Annotated in this window: 10 protein-coding genes; 2 read left to right on the forward strand and 8 right to left on the reverse strand. The window is 70.2% G+C overall.

Annotated features, from left to right (window positions below; translation table 11 throughout):
- Positions 1 to 20 precede the first annotated feature (20 nt).
- From ACT54X_RS14685 to ACT54X_RS14715, 7 genes are all read right to left on the reverse strand, one after another.
- Positions 21 to 830: a type II secretion system protein gene (locus ACT54X_RS14685; RefSeq protein WP_294374514.1), complete on the reverse strand. Its 810-nt coding sequence runs from the start codon at positions 828 to 830 to the stop codon at positions 21 to 23.
- Positions 831 to 1,267: 437 nt separating this feature from the next.
- Positions 1,268 to 2,242, reverse strand: coding sequence for a Bug family tripartite tricarboxylate transporter substrate binding protein (locus tag ACT54X_RS14690; protein ID WP_294374519.1), 975 nt, complete (start codon positions 2,240 to 2,242; stop codon positions 1,268 to 1,270).
- Positions 2,243 to 2,345: 103 nt separating this feature from the next.
- Complete coding sequence (ilvD, locus tag ACT54X_RS14695) at positions 2,346 to 4,058, reverse strand: dihydroxy-acid dehydratase (protein WP_294374522.1); 1,713 nt, start codon at positions 4,056 to 4,058, stop codon at positions 2,346 to 2,348.
- Complete coding sequence (locus tag ACT54X_RS14700) at positions 4,055 to 4,558, reverse strand: aconitase X swivel domain-containing protein (RefSeq protein ID WP_294374525.1); 504 nt, start codon at positions 4,556 to 4,558, stop codon at positions 4,055 to 4,057. The genes ilvD and ACT54X_RS14700 overlap by 4 nt, the downstream gene beginning before the upstream one ends.
- Entirely contained in the window at positions 4,555 to 5,847 is a 1,293-nt protein-coding gene (locus ACT54X_RS14705) for an aconitase X (protein WP_294374529.1), read from the reverse strand. The genes ACT54X_RS14700 and ACT54X_RS14705 overlap by 4 nt, the downstream gene beginning before the upstream one ends.
- Before the next feature lie 60 nt (positions 5,848 to 5,907).
- On the reverse strand, positions 5,908 to 6,753 hold the full coding sequence (locus tag ACT54X_RS14710) for an IclR family transcriptional regulator (protein WP_294374533.1): 846 nt from the start codon (positions 6,751 to 6,753) through the stop codon (positions 5,908 to 5,910).
- A 70-nt stretch (positions 6,754 to 6,823) separates the two neighbouring features.
- Positions 6,824 to 8,278: an FAD-dependent oxidoreductase gene (locus tag ACT54X_RS14715; RefSeq protein ID WP_294374536.1), complete on the reverse strand. Its 1,455-nt coding sequence runs from the start codon at positions 8,276 to 8,278 to the stop codon at positions 6,824 to 6,826.
- A 142-nt stretch (positions 8,279 to 8,420) separates the two neighbouring features.
- Here ACT54X_RS14715 and ACT54X_RS14720 point away from each other — a divergent pair, with 142 nt between their 5' ends.
- Together ACT54X_RS14720 and ACT54X_RS14725 are read left to right on the forward strand one after the other, a co-directional pair.
- On the forward strand, positions 8,421 to 9,452 hold the full coding sequence (locus ACT54X_RS14720) for a Bug family tripartite tricarboxylate transporter substrate binding protein (RefSeq protein WP_476347250.1): 1,032 nt from the start codon (positions 8,421 to 8,423) through the stop codon (positions 9,450 to 9,452).
- 47 nt (positions 9,453 to 9,499) lie between these two features.
- Complete coding sequence (locus ACT54X_RS14725) at positions 9,500 to 10,513, forward strand: Bug family tripartite tricarboxylate transporter substrate binding protein (RefSeq protein ID WP_476347252.1); 1,014 nt, start codon at positions 9,500 to 9,502, stop codon at positions 10,511 to 10,513.
- Positions 10,514 to 10,531: 18 nt separating this feature from the next.
- On the opposite strand, the gene ACT54X_RS14730 is transcribed toward ACT54X_RS14725, so the two are convergent.
- Positions 10,532 to 11,563: a LacI family DNA-binding transcriptional regulator gene (locus ACT54X_RS14730; RefSeq protein ID WP_476347254.1), complete on the reverse strand. Its 1,032-nt coding sequence runs from the start codon at positions 11,561 to 11,563 to the stop codon at positions 10,532 to 10,534.
- Between the last annotated feature and the right edge of the window lie 52 nt (positions 11,564 to 11,615).

Raw genomic sequence — 11,615 nt, forward strand, 5'->3', positions numbered from 1 at the left:
GTTGAAACCGAGTCAATCGCTTATTGATTCATTCTGTAATGGGCAACGACCGTGGCCACCTGATCTTCAAAGGTGTTGGCATTGGCCTGCTGTGCATAGCGCTGCGTGTTGTTGACGGTCCAATCGAGCGAGCCGCGATTTGCGCCGACTGCGCCTGCCGCCATCACACCGTTGGCAATTCCCTCCTGACGGAAGGTTCCGCTGTTGGCGTCGACTGCGCCCTTCAGTCCTGCGGACAGCGCCCGTGCCAGGTCGGGCGTGAGGCCGGAAATCACCATGACATTGCCGGAACCGGACGGTGTCCCAGGTCGGTTCCACTGGAAGCAGATCTGGATTTCCTGCGGATTGCCGTTGGAGTCCTGGTAGACGTAGCGATCCTCAAGTCCCGGGCCGCGTCCGGGCGGCAGTTCAACGCCTGCCTGTCTCATCAGCGTGATCAGCGACAGATCGGCCTGCATGGTCCGCGCCATGCCGGGGCCTGCGGCTGCGTTGCAGACCGCGGGCGGCGCGGTCACGGTGGTCATGTCCTGCCCCGAGAGGCTGGTACCGTTGCCGCCGAAGTTGCGCCCGTTGACCATTTCACGCGGGTGATCCAGTGAATCGCCGACGGCAACGCCCATCCGCTGTCGGTAGGCGTTATAGGCTTCTGCCCACTGATTGACGAAAGTCTGCCGAATGCGCGTGTACTCGGCATTGCGCTGGACGTCGCGCCCGATCATGACCGCCGAAAGAATCAGGCCGATGACGACCAGCACCACGGCCATTTCCACCAAGGTGAAGCCGGACTGGCGAGCCCTGCCCGCCGCAATACGCGCAAATGAACGATTCATGGAACCCCCTGAAGTTGCGGGCGCAATACGAATTGCACCAATGGAAAGTGGCAATGAGATGCCACTTCACTTGGGGGCGGAGCTTAGGGGGCCTGTCATCCATTTGGTATGACAGAAACCCTTCTTCTTACATGAACCGTGAAATACTTGTCAGTTCTGCACCAATAGTGGGCGTTGCACGTTTTTTGAGTCGTCAATCATCAATCGATTTAAACGTTTATTTCGACTCGTCGAGTTATTTACAGGTTTTTCTACGAGGGAATTCCCCTGTCAATCAATTCGACCCTGAACATAAGCCCTGAGATGTGGTAGGTCGCGAGAGCAACGAATTGCCCTCGCCGTTCATCAGGCGCGGCGGCTGCGCTCCGGAACACTGCCGCGGGCGCACTCGCGGGGCGCGTTCTTGCGGACCGCAGCAGGCCGCGCTGGTGGGCCGGCTATTCGAACTTGATCCCGCTGGACCGCAGCGTCTCGCCGAAGGCGTCGTACTGCACCCGGAAGAAGCGGGCGAACTGCTCCGGCGACATGCCGTGCCCATCGAAGGCCTGTTCCGCCAGTTGGGCCCGCACGCCCGGCTGGGCCAGCGTGCGCTGGAGCGCCTCGGACAGGCGCTGCGTGAGCGCGGGCGGCAACCCCGGCGGGCCGAAGAAGCCGGCCCAGGGCGTGATGGTGAGCTTGCCCAGGCCCAGTTCGGTGGCGGTGGGCACCTGGGGCAGCAGCTCGCTGCGCTTGGGCAGCAGGGTGACCAGCGCGCGGATGCGGCCGTCCTTGACGAAGCCGGGCGCCAGCGTGCCGGTGGTGAACATCATCTGCACCTGGCCGCCCAGCAGGTCGGTCATGGCCTGCGAGTCGCCCTTGTAGCGGGCGTTGACCACCGGCCGCTTGCCCAGCAGCTGCAGCATGGCCAGCTCCGAGGCGCTGTTGCTGGAGGCCGAGTTGTAGGGCGCGCCCTTGCCGCTGTCGATCCAGGCCAGCAGCTCGTCCACGCTGCGCACCGGCAGGCTCGCGGGCACCACCAGGAACATCGAGAACTGCCCGGCCGAGCTGATGGGCGTGAAGGCCTTGAAGGGGTCGTAGGGCGGCTTGGGCCGCACCGTGGGCGCGGCCACCATCGCCGTGTTGGTGCCCATGAGCAGCGTGTAGCCGTCCGGCGCCGCGGCCGAGACGGCCTGTGCGGCGATCACGCCATCGGCACCGGGGCGGTTGTCCACCACCACCTGCTGGCCCAGTTCGCGGCCCAGACCCTCCGCGATCACGCGGGTGAGCGAATCGGCCCCGCCGCCCGGCGAGAAGCCGACCAGCAGCCGCAGCGGGCGGTTGGGATAGCCGTCGGTGGCGGCATGGGTGGTGGCCATGCCCAGGGCGAGCGTGGCCAGCGCGCTGCCTGCGCCCAGCAAGGTTCTGCGTCGCATCGTCGATTCCTTTCGTCGTCAGGAAGGCGCGCACAGGCGCCCCGGCTGCCTTCGACCGGCAGCCTGAAACAGGGATACAGAGAAGAAGAAAGGGCGCCGGGCCTCAGCCGCCGGGTTCGACGGGCGCCTCGCTGCGCACCATCACCGCGCCCTTCGGCAGCGGGCCCACCATGCGGCGGTACTGTTGCAGCCAGCCGCGGTCGTGCTGCAGCGGCGGTGCCTGCCAGGTGTCGCGCCGCTGCTGGAGTTCGGCGTCGCTCAAGTCCACGGCCAGCAGCCGCTCGTCCAGGTCGATGGTGACGAGGTCGCCGTCGCGCACCAGGCCCAGGGGCCCGCCGAGCGCGGCCTCGGGCGCCACCTCGGCCACGACCAGGCCCTTGCACACCAGGCCCGAAAGATGCCCGTCGGTCAGCAGCGCCACCTGGTCGCCCAGGCCCGCGCCGTCGATGGCGAAGACCACGCGCGAGGCGCCCCCGCCCATGGCCGGGCCGCCGCGCACGCCAGCGCCCCGCATCACCACGACCTGGCCCGGCTGGATCCGCCCATCGCGCAGCGCGGCGATGGCCTCGTCACTGCTCCAGAAGCAAAGCGCGGGGCCGGTGAAGCGCCGCACCTTGCGCTCGCCGATGCCCGCCTTGATGAGGCCCGACTCCGGCGCCAGGTTGCCGCGCAGCAGCACGATGGCGGGATGGGCGCTGACCGGCCGGTCGATGGGGCGGATCACCTTGGCGTCGGCCACCTCGGCATGGCGCAGGTTGTCGGCCACCGTGGCGCCGGTGACGGTGGGTGCGCCCAGGTCCAGCAGCGGCGCCAGCTGCTTCATCAGCGCCCGGCATCCGCCGGCGGCCTCGAAGGCTTCGATGGTCTGGTCGCCCACTGGCCGCACGCCGGCCAGCACCGGCGTCTTCGGTCCCAGCTGGTCGAACAGGCCATAGACGTCCACGCCGCAGTCGCCCTCGGTGGCCACCGCCTGCAGATGCTTGGCGCAGTTGAGCGAGCCACCGACCGCCAGCACGGCGCGCACCGCGTTGGCGAAGGCGCCGGGCACCAGGATGTCGCGGGGCTTGAGGTCGTCCCACACCATGTGCACGATGCGGGTGCCGGCGGCGCGCACGTCCGCCATCATCTTGTCGCCCAGCGCCGCCACCGGGGCGCTGCCGGGCAGGGCCATGCCCAGCGCCTCGCAGACGATGTGCATGGAGTTGGCCGTGCCCATGCCCGAGCACACGCCAGGCCCGCGGATGGCCTCGCGGCTCATGCCCACCAGGTCGTCGACGGGCAGGTTGCCGGTCACGGCGTGCATGGCGCCGATGAACACGTCCTCGATGTCGACGTGCTTGCCTTGCCACTCGCCGCTCGGCTGGTAGCCGCAGGGCACCATCAGCGTCGGGATGTTCAGCCGCGCGGCGGCCATCAGCTGGCCGGGGACCGTCTTGTCGCAGGAGGTGAGGCAGACCATGCCGTCGAGCTGGGCGCCTTCGACGGCCACCTCGATGTCGTTGGTCACCAGGTCGCGCGCCGCCAGCATGTAGGCGCCGCGGGCACCGGCGCCGGTGATGAAGTCGCTGGGCGCCGCAGTGCGGATCTCGAAGGGCACGCCACCGGCCGCGCGGATCGCGTCCTTCAGCACCTCGGCCACGCGGTCCAGGTGGCTGAAGCAGGCCGCCAGCTCGGAGGAGCTGTTGACCACCGCGATCTTGGGCTTCTCGCAGTCGGCCTCGGGAATGCCCAGGGCGCGCCAGTGCGCATTGCGCACCGACCAGAGGTAGGAGCCGCGCGGGAAGTTGCTGCGCAGCGTGCGTCGTCGTTCGGTCATGCCGGGTTGTCTCCATCGTGGGCGGCGCGGGGCCGCTTGAACACTTCCACCGTGCCGCGGTCGGCATCGACGCGGACGCGGTCGCCCGTCTCGATGCAGGCCAGCGGATCGCGGTCGAAGTCGGTGAGTGCGGGCGCGTGGGTGACCACCGCGCCGAGGGCCATCTTGGTGGTCATCTCGTTGAACAGGAAGGCGGCGGGTGCCGCCTTGAGCAGCCGCGCCGTGTGGAACATGGCCGACCAGCCCGAGGAGCCCTTGGCGCCCGGGAACACCAGCACCTTGCCCGCGAAGCTCTGGCCGCGCAGCGCATGGCCGATCTCGATGACGGTGCCGGTGCGCGGATCGATGCCGCCCCAGCCGGAGATGCGCTCGTGCGTGACCAGCGCCTCGGCCTCGACCACGCCACCGACCACCTTGCGGCCGTGCAGCACGAAGTCGGGCGCCGGGTCCGCCTTAGCGCCGTGGGCCGGAGCGTCGGACAGATCAGGACGGGCGCTCATTGCAGACCGCCTTGCCAGCGGCCGGTGCAGGCGGCCTCGATGCACTCGGCTGTGCTGCCGAACCACGCCTGCACGCCCAGGATGGCCGGCAGGTAGTGCGCCTGCTTGGCCGAGTCCAGCGCCACGGCGCGGGTGCCCGGCGGCACGGCGCGGCTCATGGCCGAGCAGCTGTCGGTCATCAGCACGCCGCCCGCCTCTTCGATGATGCGGGTGTGGCCGCTGCGGTCGGCCAGCGCCTTGATGGCGCGCGGCGTGAAGATCCACAGCTGCACATCGGGATGCAGGCGCCGGCCTTCCAGCAGCTGCGCCGCTTCCCAGATCTGCTCGATGGTGTAGTGCGGGCAGCCCAGCATCACGTACTGGATCTCGGCCTCGCGCGCGGTGGTGTTGAGCCGCTCGTAGGCGGCGCGGCGCTCGGCCGGGCCGTAGCGCAGGACCTCGATGGGCTTCCTGCCGCCCAGGGCGTGGTCCAGCGTCGGCGCTTCGGGCGTGATGCCCACCAGGTGGAACATCTCCACGCCACCGGAAGAAGCCGCCGCCGCGCCGAAGTGCTTGAGCCGCGGCAGGTTGGGCGCACGGCCGAAGCCCTCGCGCCGGTGCACCACGGGCACGCCGCTTTGCACCTGCTCGCCGATGAAGTAGCCGAGCAGGCCCCAGTCCTGCACCGATTCGACCTCCACGTCCAGCTCGACGAGATGGGTGGCATGGCGGTTCTCGTCGCGGTGGTAGCCCCAGTCGGGGATGCGCGCGGTGAGCATGGCCGCGCCGCAGCTCTCGCGGCCTTCGGTGTTGGTGCGCGCGCCCAGCACCGAGTTGCAGTACACGACCGCCGACGATTCCATCCATGCGCAGTGCTCGCCGCGGGTGGGCACGTTGCCCACCTGGTAGGGCGTGCAGGTGTTCATGATCTGCGCGCCCAGGTCGGCGGCGTGGCGCTCGCTGCGCTCGTAGAACTGCAGGGTCTGGGTGTCGATGCCCATGCGCTCGGGCTGGCCGGGGTCGAAGCCCAGCTGCAGGTGGCTGGTGAAGACCTTGAACTTCGGGATCGGCACCACCTCCTGGCTGTCCAGGCTGAATTCGGAGAACACCGCGTCCATGCCGCCGCGGGTCTGCGCGAAATCGCGCTGGAAGGGCGTGGTGGAGGTGATGGTGGCGCAGACGTTGCGCGTCTCCACCAGGCGCTCGGCGCCCAACGCTTCGCCGTAGCGCACGAGCAGGTCCATGGCCTTCTGCACGGCCGGGCCGTCGCGGCCGTCGTACATGGCCTTCTCTTCGTCGCTCAGGTGCATGGGGCGGGTCCTTGTCTCTGTCTTTTTTTCTGGATGGGGTCGTGGAGTGCGCGGCGCGCCTCAGGGCGGCGGTGCGGCCGTGGCTTCCAGCGGCAGGCGCCCGCCGATCTCCCCGGCGATCTGTCGGGCCAGCTCGCGCAGGCGCGGGCCGACCTCTTCGCGCAGCCGCTCCTCGGTGAAGACGAAGGCGGCACCGCCCGCGTTGAGGGCCATCACCTCCTCGCCGGGGCCGATGAGCGGCACCGAGACGGAATTGATCTCGCGGTGGAACTCGCCCAGCGACAGCGTCCAGCCGGTGCGCGAGGCCTGCGCCAGGGCCCGCTGCAGCGGCTGGGCGATGGCGTCCCACTCCGGTCCGCGCAGCAGCCGCATGGAGTCGATGAGCTGCTCGCGCGCGGCGGGCGTCAGTGCCGCCAGGTAGGCACGGCCCAACGCCGAGTTGGGCAGCGGCGCACGCGAGCCCACGTCCAGGCGCGGCGAGAGCATGGACGAGCGCGGCCGGCAGGCCTCGATCAGCACCATCTCCATGCCGTCGCGCACGGCCAGGTACACCGAGGGCCCGCCCTCTTCCGCCAGCGCCTGCATGTGCGGCCGGGCCACGGCGCGCACGTCCAGGCTGCCGAGGAAGACGCGCGCCAGCGACACCACGCCCGGGCCCAGCATGAAGCGGTCGGCCACGGCAGCTGGCTTGAGCATGCCGTTGGCCAGCAGCGTGGCCACGAGCCGGTTGACGGTTGGCCGGGGAATGCCGGTCATGCGCGCCATCTCGGCATGGCCCAGCACGGGCCGGTCTTCGCTGAAGCAGCGCAGCAGCGACAGGCCGCGCTCCAGCGCACTGACGGTGTCACCGCGTTCGGCGCGCAGGTCGGAGGAATCGGGCACGGCGGCCTTGTCGGAGGGCGTCATGGGCAGGGATGCGGATGCGGCTGAGGAAGACCGGGCACTGTAGATCGTCATGCGCGCGCCACGCCGGTGTTCAGGCCGTGGTGGCGGTCTCGCCAGCCGGGGCCGCCGCACGGGCGGGCGCCCCAGGCCGCAGGTAGACGCCCTGCGCGATCAGGGCCGACTGCAGGGCGCCGATGTCCACGTCGCGCGGCGCGATGCCGCCGCGCGAGGCCAGCGCCGCCGCCACGCCCGCAGCCTGGCCGGTGATCCAGCACTGAGGGATCTCGCGCATGAAGCCGTGCGAGTTGCGGTCGCAGGAGATGTGGCGCCCGCAGGCCAGCAGCCCGTCCAGCGACTGCGGCACCAGCGCGCCATAGGGAATGGAGATGTTGGGGAACTTGGGCGACACCGCGGGCGAGACGCCGATCTCGTCCGCCAGCGGCACGCCGTCCGGCCACTGGCTGCGCAGCACCGCGCCCGTGCCCACCAGCCGGCGCGCATGGCGCACGCCGATCTGCGGCGCGCTCAGCATCAGGAAGGCGTTCTCGAAGCCGGGCGCATGGGCGCGGAAGAAGTCCAGGTGCGCGGCCATGGCGCGGTGCGAGCGCACCTCCACGGCGGTCAGGTCGTCCACGTCCAGCGCCGAGTAGCCGGTCTGCCGCGGGCCCATGAAGAGCGCGATGTCGTCGCGCCAGGAGACGAAGGGCCGCTCGAACAGGCCGATGGCCTCGCGCCCCTGCGCCATGAACTGCGAGAAGGCCTCGGGCTGGCCGGCCTTGAAGTCGATCCAGCGCTTCATGTCCACGCCGCCGAAAAGCCAGGAGGTGTTCATGCAGTGGTGCACGTCGGCCTCTTCGATGTCGTTGACGAAGGCGGCACCGGCGCGGGCAAAGAGGTCGCCGTCGCCGGTGGCGTCCACCACCACGTCGGCCATGATGGCCATGCGGCCTTCCTTGCTCTCGAAGACCACGCCGCGCACCTTGCCGTCCTGCACGATGGGCACGGCCGCCCAGGAGTGGTAGATGAGCTTGACCTGGCGTTCGAGCACGATCTCCTGGCTCAGCAGCTTGAGCCGCTCCGGGTCCACCGTTGGCGACCAGGTCACCACGCCGTGATAGGCCGCCGTGCGCTGCGACCAGTGGGCTGCCTTGGCCGGGTCCTGCGAGCCCCAGTCCTCGCGCGCCGGCCCGGCAACGGCATCGGCCGGCAGGCGGTCGAACAGCTCCTCGGCGAAGCCGCGGATCACCGGCTGGCCTTCCCAGTCGGTCATGCGGTCGATCCAGATCACCAGCCCACCGGTCGACAGGCCGCCCAGGTGGTTGTAGCGCTCCAGCAGGGCCACGTCGGCACCGGCCCGCGCTGCCGCTGCGGCCGCCGCGGTGCCCGACGGGCCGCCGCCCACCACCAGCACGCCGCAGCGGTGGTAGATGGGCACCCGGCGGCCGGGCTCGTCCCAGAAGCCATGGTCGGGCCGAACCACGCGGGCATCGCGGTCGAAGATGTCGGAAGTGAGGATGCGCTCGTCGGAGCGGACGATGGTTTTCATGGCGGCGTCGGTCAAAGTGGTTTCATTTTTTGGACATGAGGTCCATAAAGTCAATCAAATGACGCCGAATCTAGGGTTAACACGGTCATGAATTGCTGCTTACCGGAAAGATAGTCTGTGCAAAACGGAACTCGGAGACTTCATGCGACCTGGCCCCTTCCTTCCTCGTGCCGTGTGTCGGCGCACGCTGGCCCGCCTGCTGGCGCTCGCGGTCGCCGCGCCCGCCCTGGCCTGCCTGGCACCCGCCGCACTGGCCGCCGGCGCCGCCTTCCCGGTCGACGGCAAGCCCATCCGCATCGTTGTTGGCTTCACTGCCGGCGGTGGCACTGACGCGCAGGCGCGCATCGTGGCCAAGCACCTGGGCGAGGTGCTGGGCACGGCGGTGTTGGTGGACAACCGCCCCGGCGCCAGCACCATGCTGGCCGCGAGCGAAGTGGCACGCGCCCTGCCCGACGGGCACACGCTGCTGTATGCGCCCTCCTCCACCATGGCGCAGAACCCCCACACCTTCGCCAAGGTGCCCTACGACCCGTTCAAGGACTTCACGCCCATCTCGCTGGGCGGGCGCGGCCCGCTGGTGCTGTCGATCAGCAGCGCCGTGCCGGTGGCCAACGTGGCCGAGCTGGTGGCCTATGTGAAGGCGCGGCCTGGGCAGACGAGCTATGCCTCCTTCGGCGCCGGCACCTCCTCGCACATCTACGGCGAGGCCTTCGTGCGCAAGGCGGGTATCGACTCCGTCCATGTGCCCTACAAGGGCGGCTCCGACGCGGCCAAGGACCTGATGGCGGGACGCGTGCCCTTCATGTTCGACTCGGCCTCGTCGGCCGTCATCGCGGCCAGCAGCGGCAAGGTGCGCATCCTGGCCGTGGCGGCCGAGCAGCGCATCCCGGCCCTGCCGGATGTGCCTACGCTGTCGGAGCAGGGCTTCACCGGGCTGGACCTGCCGAGCTGGCTGGGCTTCTACGGCCCGGCGGGCATGGCGGCGCCCACCGTGCAGCGGCTCAACGCGGCGCTGGCGCAGGTGCTGGCGCTGCCCGAGGTGCGCAAGTTCTACCGCGACGGCGGGTACGAGGCCGGCGCCAACAGCCCCGATGCCTTTGCGCAGCTGACCCGTCGCACCTACGAGCAGTGGGGCGCGATGGTGCGCCAGGTCGGCTTGCAGGCGGCCCAGTGAGCCCGCCCATGCCCCTGTACGCCCGACGCGATCTCCGAGGACTTTCTGTGAGCACGATCCCCACCCCTTCCCTCTCCCGCCGCCACGCCCTGACAGGCCTGGTCACCGCGCTGGTGCTCCCGCCCTGGACGGTGGTGCGGGCCGCTGCGGCGTCCTTTCCGCAGCCCGGGCGCACCCTGCGCATCGTGCTGGGCCTGGCCGCGGGCGGCGCATCGGACGCGCAGGCCCGCTTCGTCGCCAACCGGCTGCCCGATGTGCTGGGCATCCCGGTGATCGTGGAGAACCGTCCGGGCGCCAGCTTCATCCTCGCGACCGAGGAGGTGATCCGCTCCGCGCCCGACGGCTACACGCTGATGTATGCGCCCTCTTCCGTGGTGGCGCAGAACCCCCAGACGCTCGCGCAGGTGCGCTACGACCCCTTCAAGGACCTAACGCCCATCTCGCTGGGCGCCCGCGGCCCGCTGGTGCTCACGGCTCACAGCAGCCTGCCGGTGCATTCCGTGCAGGAGCTGGTGGCCTATGTGCGCGCCCATCCGGGCACGGTGAGCTATGCCTCCTTCGGCGCCGGCACCTCGTCGCACATCTATGGCGAGGCCTTCTGCCGCCAGGCCGGGCTGGACGCGGTGCACGTGCCCTACAAGGGCGGCGCCGACGCGGCGCGCGACGTGCTGGCGGGCCGGGTGCAGTTCTACTTCGACGCCGCGCCCAACGCCATCCAGAACAGCGCCAGCGGCAAGGTGCGCATGCTGGCCGTGGCCGCCCCCAAACGCAGCCCGCTTCTGCCCGATGTGCCCACGATGGGCGAGCAGGGCATCACCGGCGTCGACATGCCGAGCTGGCTGGGCTTCTACGGCCCGGCCGGCATGCCGCCCGCGGTGGTCGACACCTTGAGCGCCGCGCTCGCCAAGGTGCTGTCGCAGCCGGAGACGCGCGCCTTCTTCCGCCAGGGCGCCTACGAGGCCGAGGCCTCCAGCCCGCGCGAACTGGCGGCGCTCACGCGCTCCACCTACGACGCCTGGGGCGGGATCATCCGGCAGCTGGGGCTGGCGGTGCAGCGCTAACTCAGCAGAAGAAGCCGCTCAGGCCGCCGCAGGCGCTGCGGTCGACGCACGCACGACCAGCTCAGGCCGCAGCACCACCGTCGAGGCCAGCAGCGACTGGCCCTCGATGGCCTGGAACAGCATCTCCGCCGCCTGCCAGCCGAGCTCGCGGTGCGGCAGGCGGATGGTGGTGAGCGGCGGATCGACCATGTCCACCAGCGGCATGTCGTTGTGGCCGGTGATGGAGATGTCCTGCGGGATGCGCAGGCCCGCCGCCCGCAGCACGTCGTAGGCGCCCAGCGCCACCAGGTCGTTGCAGCAGACCACCGCCTGGGGCCGCTTGCCGCCGCTCTCCAGCAGCACGCGCATGGCCTGCTGGCCGGCCTCGCGGCTGTAGCTGTCGCATTCGACGATGCGCGGCGCGGGCAGGCGGTGGTCGCGCAGCGCCTGCTCCACGCCCTGGCGGCGACCCACGCCCGTGGGCACGGTCTGCGGGCCGGCCAGGTGGGCGATGCGGCGATGGCCCAGGGCCACCAGGTGATCGACGGCCAGCTTCATGGCCAGGCGGTCATCGCTCACCGCGGCGGGCAGCCGTCCGCTCTCGTCGGCACGGTTGACCATCACCGCATGCATGCCGCTGTCGCGCACGAAGTCGATCAGCGGATCTTCGCGCAGCGCGATGGCCATGACCAGGCCGTCGATCTGCTGCGCCTTCATGCGCGCCAGGATGGGCTGCGCCAGCTGCGGGTCGCCCACGTTGGCCACGAAGACGAAGTAGCCGCGCGCCGCCGCCGCGGCCTCGATGCCCTGCAGGATGGGCGGGAAGACCGGGTTGGTGATGTCCGGCAGCAGCACGCCGATGGTGTGGGTGCGCCCGGTGCGCAGCGCCGAGGCCGCGCGGTTGGGCTGGTAGCCCAGGCGGCGGGCCGTCTCTTCGACCAGTTCGAGCACCTCCTTGCTGATGCGCTTGCGCCGCGCCGGATCGAGGGCGCGCGAGACGGTCGACACATGCACGCCGCTGGCGGTGGCGACATCGCGGATGGTGACCTTGGGCGGCTTGGTGGCTTTCATGTGTGCAAACGTTTGCCTGGCAGCGGGCTCGCTGTCAAGAGGGTCAATGCTG

The organism is Pseudacidovorax sp. DMC4 (assembly GCF_056314265.1).

Coding starts and splice junctions, on each gene's coding strand:
- ACT54X_RS14720 (WP_476347250.1), top strand. CDS start 8,421: ATGCGACCTGGCCCCTTCCTTCCTCGTGCCGTGTGTCGGCGCACGCTG.
- ACT54X_RS14730 (WP_476347254.1), bottom strand. CDS start 11,563: ATGAAAGCCACCAAGCCGCCCAAGGTCACCATCCGCGATGTCGCCACC.
- ACT54X_RS14705 (WP_294374529.1), bottom strand. CDS start 5,847: ATGCACCTGAGCGACGAAGAGAAGGCCATGTACGACGGCCGCGACGGC.
- ACT54X_RS14685 (WP_294374514.1), bottom strand. CDS start 830: ATGAATCGTTCATTTGCGCGTATTGCGGCGGGCAGGGCTCGCCAGTCC.
- ACT54X_RS14690 (WP_294374519.1), bottom strand. CDS start 2,242: ATGCGACGCAGAACCTTGCTGGGCGCAGGCAGCGCGCTGGCCACGCTC.
- ACT54X_RS14710 (WP_294374533.1), bottom strand. CDS start 6,753: ATGACGCCCTCCGACAAGGCCGCCGTGCCCGATTCCTCCGACCTGCGC.
- ACT54X_RS14700 (WP_294374525.1), bottom strand. CDS start 4,558: ATGAGCGCCCGTCCTGATCTGTCCGACGCTCCGGCCCACGGCGCTAAG.
- ACT54X_RS14715 (WP_294374536.1), bottom strand. CDS start 8,278: ATGAAAACCATCGTCCGCTCCGACGAGCGCATCCTCACTTCCGACATC.
- ilvD (WP_294374522.1), bottom strand. CDS start 4,058: ATGACCGAACGACGACGCACGCTGCGCAGCAACTTCCCGCGCGGCTCC.